Source organism: Sphingobacteriales bacterium (assembly GCA_016719635.1).
In the GTDB taxonomy this organism is placed as follows: domain Bacteria; phylum Bacteroidota; class Bacteroidia; order Chitinophagales; family JADIYW01; genus JADJSS01.
The window spans coordinates 680,650-696,330 of record JADJYT010000001.1 but is presented as its reverse complement, the minus strand read 5'-3'; the positions used below and the strand labels follow the sequence as shown (position 1 = coordinate 696,330).

At 41.1% G+C, this 15,681-nt stretch carries 13 protein-coding genes; 4 read left to right on the top strand and 9 right to left on the bottom strand.

Annotated elements, in window-relative coordinates; all coding sequences use genetic code 11:
• Nucleotides 1–9 precede the first annotated feature (9 nt).
• The 6 genes from IPM95_03205 to IPM95_03180 form a co-directional block, all read right to left on the bottom strand.
• The gene (locus tag IPM95_03205) at nt 10–1,437 is read right to left on the bottom strand and encodes a redoxin domain-containing protein (protein MBK9328325.1); all 1,428 of its coding nucleotides are present in this window, start codon (nt 1,435–1,437) and stop codon (nt 10–12) included.
• A 166-nt stretch (nt 1,438–1,603) separates the two neighbouring features.
• The gene (locus IPM95_03200) at nt 1,604–2,419 is read right to left on the bottom strand and encodes a LysM peptidoglycan-binding domain-containing protein (GenBank protein ID MBK9328324.1); all 816 of its coding nucleotides are present in this window, start codon (nt 2,417–2,419) and stop codon (nt 1,604–1,606) included.
• A 97-nt stretch (nt 2,420–2,516) separates the two neighbouring features.
• Nucleotides 2,517–3,767, bottom strand: coding sequence for an argininosuccinate lyase (gene argH, locus IPM95_03195; GenBank protein ID MBK9328323.1), 1,251 nt, complete (start codon nt 3,765–3,767; stop codon nt 2,517–2,519).
• A 113-nt stretch (nt 3,768–3,880) separates the two neighbouring features.
• Nucleotides 3,881–4,624 carry a polyphosphate kinase gene (locus IPM95_03190; GenBank protein MBK9328322.1) on the bottom strand — a complete coding sequence of 248 codons (744 nt, stop codon included), beginning with the start codon at nt 4,622–4,624 and terminating at the stop codon, nt 3,881–3,883.
• A gap of 2 nt (nt 4,625–4,626) precedes the next feature.
• Entirely contained in the window at nt 4,627–6,177 is a 1,551-nt protein-coding gene (locus tag IPM95_03185; GenBank protein MBK9328321.1) for a DUF853 family protein, read from the bottom strand.
• Between the two features lie 58 nt (nt 6,178–6,235).
• Entirely contained in the window at nt 6,236–7,627 is a 1,392-nt protein-coding gene (locus tag IPM95_03180; GenBank protein ID MBK9328320.1) for an MBL fold metallo-hydrolase, read from the bottom strand.
• Nucleotides 7,628–7,757: 130 nt separating this feature from the next.
• Here IPM95_03180 and IPM95_03175 point away from each other — a divergent pair, with 130 nt between their 5' ends.
• The gene (locus IPM95_03175) at nt 7,758–8,225 is read left to right on the top strand and encodes a hypothetical protein (protein MBK9328319.1); all 468 of its coding nucleotides are present in this window, start codon (nt 7,758–7,760) and stop codon (nt 8,223–8,225) included.
• A gap of 72 nt (nt 8,226–8,297) precedes the next feature.
• On the opposite strand, the gene IPM95_03170 is transcribed toward IPM95_03175, so the two are convergent.
• Complete coding sequence (locus tag IPM95_03170; protein ID MBK9328318.1) at nt 8,298–10,916, bottom strand: T9SS type A sorting domain-containing protein; 2,619 nt, start codon at nt 10,914–10,916, stop codon at nt 8,298–8,300.
• 290 nt (nt 10,917–11,206) lie between these two features.
• Nucleotides 11,207–13,114, bottom strand: coding sequence for a molecular chaperone DnaK (dnaK, locus tag IPM95_03165; GenBank protein ID MBK9328317.1), 1,908 nt, complete (start codon nt 13,112–13,114; stop codon nt 11,207–11,209).
• A 692-nt stretch (nt 13,115–13,806) separates the two neighbouring features.
• Here dnaK and IPM95_03160 point away from each other — a divergent pair.
• The 3 genes from IPM95_03160 to IPM95_03150 all read left to right on the top strand — a co-directional run bounded on the left by IPM95_03160 (nt 13,807) and on the right by IPM95_03150 (nt 15,328).
• The gene (locus IPM95_03160; GenBank protein MBK9328316.1) at nt 13,807–14,421 is read left to right on the top strand and encodes a hypothetical protein; all 615 of its coding nucleotides are present in this window, start codon (nt 13,807–13,809) and stop codon (nt 14,419–14,421) included.
• A 65-nt stretch (nt 14,422–14,486) separates the two neighbouring features.
• On the top strand, nt 14,487–14,768 hold the full coding sequence (locus IPM95_03155; protein ID MBK9328315.1) for a hypothetical protein: 282 nt from the start codon (nt 14,487–14,489) through the stop codon (nt 14,766–14,768).
• 11 nt (nt 14,769–14,779) lie between these two features.
• The gene (locus IPM95_03150; protein ID MBK9328314.1) at nt 14,780–15,328 is read left to right on the top strand and encodes a hypothetical protein; all 549 of its coding nucleotides are present in this window, start codon (nt 14,780–14,782) and stop codon (nt 15,326–15,328) included.
• 40 nt (nt 15,329–15,368) lie between these two features.
• Here the strand turns inward: IPM95_03150 and IPM95_03145 are convergent, their stop codons facing one another.
• On the bottom strand, nt 15,369–15,668 hold the full coding sequence (locus IPM95_03145) for a DUF3817 domain-containing protein (GenBank protein MBK9328313.1): 300 nt from the start codon (nt 15,666–15,668) through the stop codon (nt 15,369–15,371).
• Nucleotides 15,669–15,681 lie beyond the last annotated feature (13 nt).

Below are 15,681 nucleotides of genomic sequence, written 5' to 3'. Positions count from 1 at the left end.
TTTTTCGTCTTACTCCGGCAGTCCGTCTTCAAATTTTATGAAATCAACCAGATTGTTTATCGGGATGTTTTTTGCAATAATTTTAAAGTTCTTGTTAATCAAAAACAATTTTGGCGTGGTAATCACATCGTATTCTTTCCGGAAGGCACTCACCCCGCGCATATCGGCGCAGGTAATCCAGTCGGGGGAACAGTTTTTTGCTGCGAACGCCCTGAAAGAGCTGTCTGTCTGTTCTGTTGAAACCGCAAAAATGCGAACACCCATTGCTTTCAGGGAATCGGTATAGAGTTGTTTTAAGTGTGGAATTTCCTGCTGACAGTGCCCACAGTCGGAGTTCCAGAAGACGAGAGCCGTGTATTTGTTTCTTGGGATAAAATCATGGAACATCTGTGTCTTTCCGGACGAATCCTGAACAAAGAAATTGGGTGCAATTCTGCCGATTAAGGTTGGCTTGAGTCCCTCAACACGTTCCCTCAATTCCGTTAAACTGCTCGGGTTTGCCCACCAGGCCAGCCCTGCCAGATAATATTTTTCAGCAAGATGGACATAGATGGCATCATGGCCCATGATTTCACTTTTGGCATACTTTAGAAATAATTCATTCAGGCAGTACTGAAACATTTCCGCATTTTTTCCTCTTACCAGGTTCAGCATCGAATCTATCGTGACAATAATAGAATCAAAGTGGGGATGGGAGTAGCTGTCAAAATATTTCAAGAACTTGTGCTGAAACACCGGGCTGCGAAGGATGCCTGAATCGGCGAAGTCCACATCATCGTAATAGTGTTGTTTGATGTAATGGTAATTGAAAAAAGTATCCACCAGGCTTCCATCCTTTTTCCGGGGTGGAGCGGGAACTTCAATATCCATCATGATTTTCAGGAGTTTTGTGTAATAGGTTGCCGGATATTTTTTAGCGATTTCTTTCCTGTGCAGAATAATTTTTTTGGATATTTCATCTGTTTTGGATAATAAGGTCTTGAATTCGGAAGATTCTTTATTAGCCACTGTTTTTATGAGCTTTTGAATAGAATCATTTTCTTTGCCCAGCGGCAGCATATATTTCATATCCTCAAACATCTGCTGGTTCTCCACAGAATTTTTTACCGTTGCATTTTTGATGAAGTTGAAGGTGTCTGTAGAAATGCTGAAACTGGTTTCATTTAATATTACATCAAAGGAGTTATAGCGCATTGACGGAAAGGCAATCAGATAAACGCCGGAGGCAATATTTTTTTTACCCTTTATCGCGGCACTACCTTTTGTATCAAAGAACAAGGTATCTTTTACAAATCGTTTCTCACCATAGTAATAGGCCAGTACGCCAATCTTATTCTCCATACCTTTTACGGTAATGGTGATGTTGTAATTTTTTTCTACAGAAAGGGAGAGAAGGGCAAACGTAAGTGACAAAAAAAGTGTAATCGTTCGTTTCATTGATTTGGATTTCAATAGTAGGTTCACAAAATTCGTTCCGAATTTAACAATTCACCCCGCATTATTAGATTTAATCTTTGTTAATTTCCTGATAATTGGCAGCGTTATGATCTTCAGGCAAAAAAAAACCTGCATAAAATGCAGGTCTATATATATTGCTTATCCGTTAATCAAATTCAAAATCAGTATTGCTGAAGGTAACTCCGGTTTTTAAACCTTTAAATTCATAGATCTCATAAATTCCTTTTTCATCCTCCATTTTATGATAGATGGGCAGGTAGTTTGTTTTGTCAATGTATAGAGTTGTTTTCTTTGCGTAAGACGAAGGTATTTTCAGTTTCTGTCCTGCTTTCACTTCATCGCCAATCTTATTCAATTCTTTGATTTTATATTCTGAAATCGCCAGTTTTTTTCCGATTTGCCATACAGAAGTTTCATTGGACGCAACTGTATAATCTATAATTTTATAATCAGGATCATTGATCTCTACTTTCCAGCATTCATTGTTGTCATATACGACAGACCCAATTAATTTTACAAAATCAGCATAGTTTTCGCCTTTGCGCTGAGCCATGCTCATTTCCAGTATCTTCTTGATTTGTGCAAATCCAGCTCTTGTGATAGGATTGTGGACACCTTTCATGAGTAATTTATTCGTAGGGGATAAGGTAAGTTTAAACCCTTTCTTTACCCGTACATCCGGCGAGTTGGCAGCATCGTGAATCAGCTGTGCTGATTGTGGTAAGTGAGCTTTTGCGAACACGTGAAAAGGAGATGCAATCACATTGAATTCAACGTCACTTTTACTGTATTTTCCGTCATCCATGCGTTCCTGCGCATAAAAATGATACTTCATGGTTTTTACAGTCCCCATGGCTGTTAGGCTCTTTTGCATGACTTCCACTGCTGTTTCCGCGAATGCGCTGATCTGTGATCCCAACAGGATGGTTGTTAAAGATAAAATACTGGTAATCTTTTTCATTATTTCTTTTTTAGAAAGCTAAAAATACTATTTCCTGATGGAAATCAAAAACTTTGCCAAAAATTTAAAAAGTGAGGTAAGATAGCTTAATGGCCGATTATTTAACCAGTTTTTTAAGTTTAGTCTCTATCTCAAAGAAGGGAAACAGCTGGACTGTTCGTTTCATATTCTCTTTGATCTCCTTGTTGCACAAATTTCCCATGCTGCCTTCGTGTGTATGTTTCAGGGTGCCGGGTTTCTTATAATTACCACTTTCGACATCATTGCCTACTTTGACATAAGCATCCCTGAACGGCATTCCTTTATGAACCAGTTCATTCACAGATTCAACGGTAAAGAGCAGTTTATAAGCATCATCCTTCAAAATCTTATCTCTGACCTGAATGTTTTCCAGCATCAGGTTGGCCATCTTCAGGCAGCTGATGAGTTCGTCAAAAGCAGGCAGGTAATCCTGTTTGATAACCTGCATATCGCGGTGGTAGCCGGATGGCAGGTTGGTGAGAATGGAATTTATCTGGGCAGGCAACTGCTGAAGGCGGTTGCATTTGGCGCGAATCAGTTCCCACACATCCGGATTTTTTTTGTGTGGCATGATGCTGGAACCTGTTGTTAATGCATCCGGAAACGAAATGAATGCAAAATTCTGATTCATATACAGGCAGGAGTCCATCGCCAGTTTGGATAAAGTGGCAGCGACGGAAGCCAGTGCAAATGTCACGTGTTTTTCCATCTTGCCGCGGTTCATCTGCGCATAAACAACGTTGTAGTTCATGTTTTCGAATCCCAGCAATTCTGTTGTCTTTCTTCTGTTTAGAGGAAACGAGCCGCCATATCCTGCTCCTGAACCGAGCGGGTTTTTGTTGGCTAAGGTAAAGGCTGAGTAAATCGTTTGTATATCATCCACCAGGCTTTCAGCATAAGCCCCGAACCATAAGCCAAAACTGCTGGGCATGGCTAATTGGAGGTGGGTATAGCCGGGAAGCAGTTTATCTTTATGCTGCTCACTCAGGTTAATTAAGGTGTTAAAGACAGTAACCGTTTCTAAAACCACCTCTATCAACTTGTCCCGGGTAAAAAGCTTGAGGTCCAGCAGTACCTGATCATTGCGGCTTCTGCCGCTGTGGATTTTCTTTCCGTTATCTCCCAGTTTTTCAGTGAGCCGGAATTCGATTTCAGAATGGATATCTTCGTTGCTGTCTGAGATGGTGAAATTTCCTTTTACTATTTCCCTGTACATGGATTTTAATTCTTTCTGAATGGGAGCAAGTTCTTCTTTCGAAAGTAACCCGATCAGCGCCAGCATTTTGGTATGTGCCAGGGAGCCCAGCACATCATATTTTGCCAGCATAACATCCAGCTCCCTGTCAGTACCGATGGTGAATGCCTCGACGATCGATGTCAATTCATTTTGCTTCTGTTTGCCTTTTTGCCAGAGTTTTGCCACAGATGATGTTTTTGTGTTTATTTTAAGGACGGATAATTAAGTTTCATGTTTTTCAGTGTATCACATACCTTTTGAGCCACCAGATATTCTTTGTACCAGTTGCTGTCTGTAGGGATGATGTGCCATTCGGCAGCCTTATCGCAGTGTTTAAATACATCTTCATATGCCTTGATGTATTGTTTCCAGAATTTCCGTTCTTCGAAATCCTGCTCATTGAATTTCCACATCTTTTCCGGATTCGTCTTGCGTTCTTCCAGCCGTTCTAATTGTGCGGCAGGGGAAACGTGCATATAAAATTTCAAGATTTTTGTTCCTGTTTCTGCCAATAGTTTTTCAAAATTATTGATATGGTCAAACCGTTGCTTGATTGTTTTTTCATCTACCCATTTGTGCACCCGTTGTATCAAAACATCTTCGTAATGGGAGCGGTTGAAAATGGTAATGCATCCTTTCTTGGGGGCCACCTGATGTATCCGCCATAAAAAATCATGCTCCATTTCAAGAGGGGTGGGTTTTTTGAATGGCGCAACCGTCACTCCCAACGGATTCAACCCTCCGAAAACATTTTTAGTCACTCCATCCTTGCCGCTCGCATCCATTCCCTGCAATACAACTAAAAGACTCTGGTTGTTCGATGCAATCAGGATATCCTGCAGCTGGGCCATCTCTTCAATTAATATCCTGGTTTTTGCCTTAGTGGCATCTTTATCTACTCCTTTTGGGTGGACGGTAGCAATTTTACCGAGTTTGATTTCTGACATACTTATTTTTTTAACATTCCTTTTAAAACACCCAGCAAACCTCTGGCAAGGGTGGTAGTGGCGGTACGGGCAATTTGCCGGGTTACCGTGTTGCTTAAAACTTTATCCAGTGTTGATTTTCCTTGTTTTGTCGTCTTGGTGGTCGTGGTTTCTTTCACTTGTTGTGCTGCCTGATCATCAGCGGCCTGCTGTTGCTGAGCCTGTTCAATTTTAGCAGTCAGAATTTCATAAGCACTTTCGGGGTCAACCGGGTTTTTATATTTTGGATAAAGTTTGGATGCTGCGATGAATGTTTTCATTTCTGCATCTGTTAAAATATCCATGCGTGACTGTGGCGGTGCCATTAACGTATGTGCCAGCGGTGTAGGTATGCCTTTTTCATTGAGTGCGGAAACGAAGGCTTCTCCAATCCCCAGCTGTGTCATTAGATCTTCCACTTTATAAAATGAAGTTTCCGGATAGTTTTCTGAAGCCAGTTTGATTGCCTGACGGTCTTTAGCCGTGAAGGCTCTCAGCGCATGCTGTACCTTTAATCCCAGCTGTGCTAAGATGCTTTCGGGAATGTCAATCGGATTTTGGGTACAAAAGAAAATTCCAACCCCCTTGGAGCGTATAAGTTTGATGATGGCTTCCAGCTGCTCCTGTAAGGCTTTAGAAGCATTATTAAAAACCAGATGAGCCTCATCCATAAAAATGATCAGTTCCGGCTGTTCCACATCGCCTCTTTCGGGGAATTTCTGGTAAACTTCCGCCAACAGGCTTAACATAAAGGTAGAAAATAATTTAGGTTTATCCTGAATGTCTGTCAGGCGAACAATATTGATGTATCCGTATCCGTTTTCATCTTTGCGTAATAAATCATCCACGTCAAATGACTTCTCTCCGAAAAATATACCTGCGCCCTGTTGTTCCAGTTCCACCACCTTACGTAGAATGGTTCCCATCGTAGCGGGACTGATAGAACCGTAGTCTTTTTCAAAAACGCCTTTTCCTTCGTTCGTCAGAAACTGCAGAACTTTTTTAAAATCATTTAAATCCACCAGTGCCAATTGCTCGTCATCGCTGAATTTAAACACCATGGCCACCACGCTCTGCTGGGTGTCGTTAAGGTCCAGGATCTTTGAAATCAACACAGGCCCGAATTCAGAAACGGTTGCCCGCAGGCGAATGCCATCCTGATTGGAAATAGACATCAGCTCCACCGGATAACCTTTGGGTGTCCATTTGTTGCCGATAGCGGCGACACGTTCTTCAATCTTAGGGTTGGAAACACCAGGCTCGGCGATACCGGAGAAATCACCTTTTATGTCCATCATTAAAACAGATACTCCGTTTTCCGCTAACTGCTCCGAAAGGGACTGAATCGTTTTGGTTTTACCGGTTCCGGTCGCACCTGCTATCAATCCGTGCCGGTTCATGGTTTTTAAAGGAATTCTTACCGGTGTATTTGGAATTGCTTTGCCATCCAGCATCGCGGTTCCGACAACGATGGAGCTGGTGCTGAATGTATAGCCTTTGTTGATTAACTGAATGAATTCGTCCTGATTTGCCATGGATAGTTTGCTTTGTCGGGTAAAAATAATAAATTGTGAATAGAGTTGTATGAACTAATTATTCCAATTCAAATATATCGCCCAGTTTGGGTATTTCGACATTCTTGAATTGGTTATTCTGTAAGGTTATTTTAAAAGCTGCCTGCCTTTTCGTCTCGCCGTGGACTAAAAATATCTTTTTCAGTTTTTCTTTTTGCTGATTGGCTAAAAATTTCAATAATTCCGGTTCATCGGCATGGGCGCTCATGCTGCTCATGACTTCAATCTGCGCACGCACTCTCTTTTCCTGATGAAAGATAGTTACCGTATCCGGTTTCTGCACCAACTGTTGTCCGAGTGTCCCTTCTGCACAATAACCCACAATCAAGACGGTATTTTCCGCCTTCTCAATTTGATGGTACAGGTGGTGTTTTACTCTTCCGGCGTTGGCCATGCCTGATGCGGCAATGATGATACAAGGTTCATCCGATACGTTCAGTTGTTTGGACTGGTCTGCCTTTCGTACATAGCGCATATTGTTCCAGCCGAAAGGACTGTCATCTTCAGACATGTAATGGTGGATTTCATTGTCGAAACATTCCGGATGTATGGTATATATTTCCGTAGCATTCATGGCAAGCGGACTGTCGACATATACATTGATATTTTGCAGCCTGCCTGAATTATACAATTTATCCAGCCGGTAGAGTATTTCCTGTGTCCTTCCCAAACTGAAGGCAGGTATAATCAGTTTGCCTCGTTTGGCCACACAGGTATCGTAAATGATCTGCATGAAATGATCATCGTTTTCCGGCGTTTCATCATGGGTCTTGCCGCCGTAGGTAGATTCACATATCAGGTAATCGAGCTGAGGCATTGGAACCGGGTCTTTCAGTATAGGTCGATTGTATCTGCCTACATCTCCGGTAAATCCGAAAAACGTTTCCCTGCCTGCTTCCTTGATTTTCAGCGTTACAGAGGCGCTTCCTAAAATATGGCCGGCATCGGAGAACAGGAGGCTGACTTCATTGGTGACATTAAACCAATTATCGTATTCCACACAATAAAAATAGCGCAGGCATTGCTTGACGTCCCATTCCGTATAAAGCGGATCAAATTTGCCACCGTATTTTTTCGCTTCATATTCGGCATCGCCTTCCTGAATATGGGCACTGTCCAAAAGCATGATGGCCGCTAAGTCGCGAGTAGCCGATGTGCAGATGATTTTTCCTTTAAAACCATCTTTTACCAGTTTCGGAATCCTGCCGCAATGGTCGATGTGTGCATGTGATAATATCAGCGCATCAATTTCATCGGGCTTGAAAAACCATTGATGATTGAATTCATCAAAAACGGCATCTGCTCCCTGATAAAGCCCGCAGTCTAAAAGGAGTTTGTAATCATTTTCCAATGTAAGAAGGTGGCAGCTGCCCGTAACGGTTTCTGCTGCGCCGCAAATTTGTAGTTTCATTCTGCTAAGTTATGAGTTATTCGTTATAAGTTTAACGTCATCCGGGATAATTTAATCCTATTTAATCAAGACTGCAATATAGCAATGCAATCGATTAATGTGTATATTTGGAGTCTAAATTCTAAATAGTATGTTACAGGATATCTTTAATGAGGTACAGGCGAAAATACAACAGCAGATTCAGGAAAAATTCGGACTGAGTGAAGATCAGACCACACAAAGTACCGGTTTGTTGCTGGAAAACTTCAGGCGATTCTTTTCCGAGGACCTGATGGCCGGCGGCATGAGCGGGTTAAGGGAGTTGATGAGCAATGGCATTTCAGATATTAAGTCAAATCCTACCTTGAATAATTTAAGGGAGAATTTTTTAAATGATCTGGTGAATAAGGTAGGACTGCCGAATGAGACGGCGCAGAAGGTGCGGGATTTATCCATTACAGAAGTGTTTGATGCCTTCCGCAGGGAGTTTACTGATGAAAACGGAAAACCGGATATCAGTAAGATTATCAGTAAGGTTTCTGTCGATGAAATAAAGGAGAAAGCGCAGGAGATGATGGGCAAGATGGGTGTGGATTTAGGTAAGTTATTTAATAAGTAATCCATTACGATACAAATGCTATAATAGTCGAAGCGCCATCGCAACGCGATGGCGCTTCTTTTTTTATAAATTTTATTGCTTCAAGATCTTGCTCGTATAGAGTGCCTTCTGCTGTGGATTGCTGATGCTTAAAATATACATTCCGTTTTCCAATCCTTGTAAAGATAACGAATATAATTGTTTACCGCTTGTCCAGTCCAGCTCTTCACTTCGTGTGTTTCTGCCACTGAAATCTATCAGCTGAATCGTATATTTCCCGGGTTTTATCACAGTCATATCCAGCGTCAGCAGGTCATTGGTCGGATTGGGATACACTTTCAGTTTTTTAACGTCCATCAGGTTTTTGGGGGTTCTCAGAATCCGCTCTATCACAATTTTGGTAGTCACCGTATTCGTTTCAATTGGCGGGTTGTAATCAAAATAAATGTGCGCCTTATTATCGATTTCATCAGATACACTTAATCCGGCAATCGGCTTGATGCGGAAACTGACGAAACCATGACTGCCCGGCTCATCGCTCGTGCTGTCCGGCAGATAAAAGTTATTGCTCCACCAGGTCAGGTACCGCTTATTTTCTACCTTGAATTCCAGGTTATGGCTGTTGGTCAATACTTCCAGTGTACTCCAATCCAGTTTGTCGGAAAGCGTATCGGTGATTTTTATGATGGATGCATAATAGTTTCCGGAATTCTGGAATCGAATGGTATAATACAGATAATCTCCGTTAGCCAGTTCCGCCTGCGTGATTGCTCCGCCATGTGATTCCAGTTTATCATTCGGGTCATAGGAGTTCACAACCGTCTGAGTCAGTTCAAACACATTGTCATCGGGATAGATATCACCATCTATCGGTTCGATGACAGCCTTCACATATATCGTGTCGTCTGCATCGATAATAGGAGGTATCGGATTGTTTAAATAAACCTCGTAATACTGCTGCTGAAATACGGTGAGTGAGTCATATTCAATGAACATGGTATCGCCTCTGAATGGGAATGGCGCGGTGAGCGTGTCGAAACTTTGCAGCGGATCTTTAATAAATAATGCTCTCGGACGTTGTACTGTCACGGTACCGATGTTGCCTACACTCAGCGTATAGGAACTTTGGAACCCGGGACGTACCGGTATATTAGGGGCCAGAGAGATCTGTAAGTCCCTGACATTCTTCTTTTCTACCAGCTTGAAGAAGACCGTATCTTCCTGCGTGTAGCTGGTGATATGCGTAATTTCAGGTGTTGTCGGTGCAAAATAATATTTCAACGTCTGGCTGTAGGATTCGATATGGGATTCATAGATGCCTGTATCTGCGAACATCTCGTATTTTCCATAATAATCAGGGTAAAATTGCTGTGTAACGCCATTGTGTGTTTGGTAGATTATACATTCATTAAAGGTTGTGTCTGCCGCATCAAAACGATTGTTGTCATTTCTGTCTATGTAAACCTGATAATGCAGTTCTGCCGCATCGGAGGATAGTTTATAGAAATTAACGTTTTCCCACTGGTCATAATTGTATTCATCCGATACGACGAGGAGATTATGGTCGTCTGTTTCTGTAATCAGTAAGTTGCCATATTCTCTCTCCGGTATATACGGCAATGAATAGTTCCAGTCTACACTTAAATCCTTGAAGCAACGAACCAGTTTATTACCGCCATACTGACTTTTTTCAAACAGGAAAATAGTGCTGTCACCGTTGATATGAATCTGTGCGGATTCGAGGTTTCGTCCGTACTCCCAGTCTAAAAAGGCTGTCTGATAATATCCCTTTATGGTTCCGAACAGATCCATTTTTACAAAATAACTTCTGTAAACATTATTTGCGCTGCTGTCTGTCATAAACAAATAGCCGTCTTTCACTTTCCAGTATCCGAGACTGTTATACCGATAAGAACTATTATACGTATCAAATATCTTGCTGCCGGCTACTGTTCCGCCCGTGTTGTACCGTATGATGGATTTGCTTCTCAATGAAGTGGTCGCATTATTCAGATTGACAGCGATATCTATATAATCATTGTTGTCCACCTTCACCGGATAGATGTTTACGTTTAATTTTGGATTAAATTTGTCTCCCGCTAAATTCCGGTCCTGGACAACTCCGTACTGATAATAGTTTTCATCCGATTGGCCAACCGGTACCGACCACTGCACATTTCCGGCTGCGTCCGTTAACCCCAAGGTATATTTGATGGTGTAGTAATGCCTGTATCCCATTATACTTAACCACCATGTCCAGCTATACTCCGGTGAAGCAAACTGGAAAATATATTCAATACTGGCTATTGCATAGTTGCCGTTGGACAGTTCTGTGATTTTATTGAAGTAGTAATTGGAGTTCGGATTGTCATATTCCTTCACACCGACGGAGTTGCCGTCAGCATCTATCTTTAGAACGAAATTGCTCATGTTCTGGTCACCGCAAATGATATAGCCGCCATCTGCAGTCGGGCAGATATCGGAAACATAGCCTGAATTGTTAAAGGCCAGTCTTTTTTGCCAGAGTGTATTTCCGTTCAGGTCGAACTTGGTAATGGATACGCTGTCAAATCTGCACTTGTAATGTGAAATGGACTGGGCATTGTTCCGTTTAAAACTTCGGACGATAATGATCTTATTGTCATTGGTTTTTTTAGCAATGATACCAATGTTCCATTGGTTGGGCAGATCCAGATCTGCCTTTTCACGCATCACATTTTTGTAAGCGATGGTTACCTGTGCCTTCGCGAAGGTGAAGGAAAGTGTAAATAGCAGGAGAGCGATTATATTTTTTCATATGGTTTGTTTTTTTGTTTAAAGTTGCACTATAATTGTATATAAGATAAATACAAATTTAAGCCGATGTTTGATTTTTCAGTTCAGAGGCATTTGTATATATTTCTATATCAGTTTGATATGGTTTTTTATGTAAAATTGTATGGCAAAGGATATCTGAAAATTTACCATTAATCGATTTTTATATTGTTGAAAAAAAAGTGATATTATTTCACCTCTTCGTATTCTGCATCGGTTACATTCTCTGTATTGCCGCCTGTGTTGGCAGAACCATTGTCGGATGCACCGCCTTGTTCTGCGCCGCCAGCCTGTTGGGAAGCAGTATACAAATCCTGTGATGCAGCCTGCCATGCATTGTTCAGTTCTGTTAAAGCAACTTCCACTGCAGGCATATCCTGATTCTTGTGTGCTTCTTTCAGTTTGTTGACAGCTGCCTCTAAAGTTTCTTTTTTATCAGCGGGCAATTTGTCGCCAAATTCCTTCAGTTGTTTTTCACTCTGGAAAATCAGGCTGTCTGCTTCGTTCAGCTTGTCCACTTTAGCGCGGGCTTCTTTATCCGCCGCTTCGTTGGCTTTCGCTTCGGCTTTCATTTTTTCAATTTCTTCCTTGCTCAACCCGGAAGAAGCGGTGATGCGGATATTTTGCTCTTTGCCGGTTCCTTTGTCTTTTGCGGTCACACTCAGTATGCCATTCGCGTCTATATCAAACGTTACTTCGATTTGCGGAACACCACGTGGTGCCGGTGGAATGCTGTCTAAGTGGAAACGACCTAAACTTTTATTGTCTTTAGCCATTGGTCTTTCTCCCTGCAGTACATTCAACTCCACAGAAGGCTGGTTGTCGGATGCGGTTGAGAACACCTCTGATTTTTTAGTAGGAATGGTCGTGTTGGATTCAATCAGCTTGGTGAATACACCTCCGTATGTCTCGATACCCAGTGATAATGGCGTTACGTCGAGCAACAACACATCTTTCACGTCACCGGTCAATACACCTCCCTGAATGGCGGCACCTACGGCCACCACTTCATCCGGATTCACTCCTTTGGAAGGCTTTTTGCCAAAGAATTTTTCTACCACTTCCTGGATTTTCGGAATACGGGTAGAACCACCCACCAATATCACTTCATCGATTTGAGAAGCGGATAAGTTGGCATCTTTCAGTGCTTTTCTGCACGGTTCCAATGTTCTTTCCACCAATGTTTCTGTCAGTTGGTCGAACTTGGCACGGGATAATTTTTTTACGAGGTGTTTTGGAACACCGTCTGTCGCCGTGATATAAGGTAAGTTGATTTCCGTTTCTGTGGAAGAGGATAATTCTATCTTCGCTTTTTCGGCTGCTTCTTTCAGGCGCTGTAATGCCATCGGATCTTTGCGCAGATCCACGCGTTCTTCATTCTGGAATTCGGTTGCCAGCCAGTCGATGATGGTTTGGTCAAAATCATCACCTCCTAAGTGTACGTCACCATTGGTAGATTTTACTTCGAAAACGCCTTCACCCAATTCCAGGATAGATACGTCGAAAGTACCGCCACCTAAGTCATAAACGGCAATTTTCATATCCTTGCCGCCTTTGTCTAAGCCGTAAGCCAAAGCTGCAGCCGTTGGTTCGTTGATGATACGTTTTACATCCAACCCGGCTATCAGACCCGCTTCTTTGGTCGCCTGACGTTCAGAGTCGTTAAAGTAAGCAGGAACGGTGATTACCGCTTCGGTAACTGTCTGACCTAAGTAGTCTTCCGCCATTTTCTTACATTTTTGTAAAATAATGGCAGAAATTTCCTGTGGCGTGTACATTCTGTCATGCAGACGAACACGAACGGTGTCATTATCTCCTTTTTCTACAGTGTACGAAACGTACTTTTGTTCCGTAGTCGTGTCGCTGAAATGTTTCCCCATAAACCGTTTAATAGAAGAGACGGTGTTTTTAGGATTGGTGATTGACTGGCGTTTGGCGGGAGCTCCCACTTTACGTTCGCCATTTTCCAAAAATCCTACGATAGACGGCAGGGTTCTTTGCCCCTCATCTGTTGTAATGACTACCGGTTCGCTGCCTTCCATAACGGCTACGCACGAGTTGGTAGTTCCTAAGTCGATTCCAATTATTTTTCCCATGATATTAATTTACTAATTTGAAGTTTCCTTCTGTTGTTCAACTAATATGCCAACGGCAAAAGCATGACAAAATGACGTAAAATGATGGAAGTCACTTTTTTTATGATATGAATAGCGATGTTTAACTGAGAACTTGTTCTTCAATTTTTAATTCAAGCAAACAGATTGCTATAACAAATAGCAGAATGATGAGGTACTGCCTTGTATGATAAGTTAAATAAATGCCTACTTCAGATAAGATTTGATGGTAAACCAAAGCAGGAAATTAAGACGACAGTCATAAAAAAGATGCCTCGTGGAATGACGGGTTTTGGATTAACAAGTATGATGTAAGTTTATGAGTTTTTTTCCATAGGTTTTGAGAACTAAAAATACGAATACCAATATCAGATATCCCTATTATTTAGGATGAATTTAAAAAACAGTGTCAGTTGATTTTTTATATGTTAAAAAGGAATGCCATGAGATTTGATTTCAGGGGTTTTCAGGGATGTTTCTGAAGACTCATTGACCGAGTTTTATAGTATTATTAACGTAATAAATTAAAAACATACTATTCCAATTCCTTTTTGCTGTTAGGAATAGCAGCGTGTAAAAAAGAACAGAATGATTTATCGGTATCTCTGATAAAAACGGTCAACAATGGTACCGATGTTGATACTATATTTTACGATAGCTTAAACAGAGCTGTTATGATAAATACCAAGAATGAGGAGCTGGTTACCTTTAAGTATTTGGGAACTGACTCTGTTCAGGAGAGATTATTTAATGCTTCTGGTACTAATTTTTCAACATTAATACATAAGCTAAACACTTTTTGGCTTAATACTTCATCTCGTATTTCTGCATATCCTACTAATTTTTATACCTATAAATTTGATGCACATAACAGGCTTATTTTTGCCGAAACTAATTTTGCTGATTTTCCGGCAAATTTCATCAGGATGATACGGGATTCTTTTTATTATACCAATAACAATATTACTACACAAAAAACATATACTTTAGTAAATGGGGGAAGATGGGATACGGTAATATATACAAATACCTATTCAGACAAAATTAACACATTGACTAAAAAAGCATTTGGGCAGGATTTTAAGGCTCTGTATGGTGGATTATACAGTCCGTTAAATCTTTTTGGGTTCGAGGCACTCAATGAGAACCTTATCCTGACTCAGAAAGATGAGACGAATAATAGCACTACCGAATACACCTATGATTTTGATATGGCTGACAGGGTGATAAAGCGGGTAAAATCAAAAGATGGCACGGTAGCCAGCATACGACTTTATAGCTATTATTAATCTATAACAAATTGAATTATGATGAAACATGCCGGATTTCTTCTGTTTACACGACCGCTTTTTTAATGGTAGCACAAAATCCTGCAGACAGGGTGCGCCTGAAAAGTGAGGATGGTATAGATGTGTTTTATGCCTGTGATGCCCAGGGAAGGCTGGCACAGCAGCGCAGCAGCATGTATAGTTTCTATGATAGTTATGTTTACAGGAATGACTCAATACTTATTTATGCCGTTGACCATCCGTACTCTACGCTGGAAAAGTATATAAACTCACTATGCCAATGTTTGATTCTGCTATACAAAAACCGGCACTGCTGTATTGTATGGATGTTTTACTTTTGGAAATAAATAACTGAAGTATGGCCTTACTTATTTTAATAGCATCTTTTATTGCAGTTTATCTGGTATTCAATGTCGCAGCAGGATTATTTTTAACTTTTTATTACTACATTAAAGAAAAATCTATCACCAATACAAAAGAGTTTGTCCATCTTTTCTTATTTCCGGCTACCGGATTAGGAAGGTGGCTGTATAATCGCCGGGAACGAACGGGATTACACACAGAATACGACAGCAGGTGGTTCAGGTATAAAAATATGTTGCGAATCAATCGGGTTTTTATGGCATGTTTGGGAGGATATGGAGTATACATGCTGAGTCAAGTCTGCCGATTATTTCATCAATATAATGAGGTGAAAACGGATGCGTCAGAAATAGCCGGCAAAGGTATCTCGGATATTGCATTCGGCAGTTTTGGCTGGATGTTTCATTATAGTATGCTTCTGGCGCTTATCGGAACGGTGATTATGCTCGTAATCGGGTTTCTGATTTGTTGGTTTATTTTTGTGCAGCTTCCAAAAATTCAGTTGCATGCCATAGAAAAATATCAGAACAAAATTGCTCCATAGTAATTTATAGTTTTTTTTGCAAAAGAAAGATAACCAGCCGTTATTTCACCAGTCTGTTCAGATAGAAAGTGCCGAATGGTACCAGCGATAAAAGAAAAGCATAAGTGGCATTCTCCAGGCTGATACGATTCTTCTTGACTAAAATAAAGAGGGTAACCATAAATGCGATAAAGAATATGCCATGCAGGGAACCAACAAGTCTCACCGCCAAAGGATAACCCGCCATGTACTTTAAAGGCATAGCGATAAAAAGCAGAACTAAAAAACTATAGCCTTCCGTTTTTCCGACAAAAATAAAGTTTTTCACATCCTTTTCGGCTACGGTGATGTCATCATTCATAAGCAATGTTAAT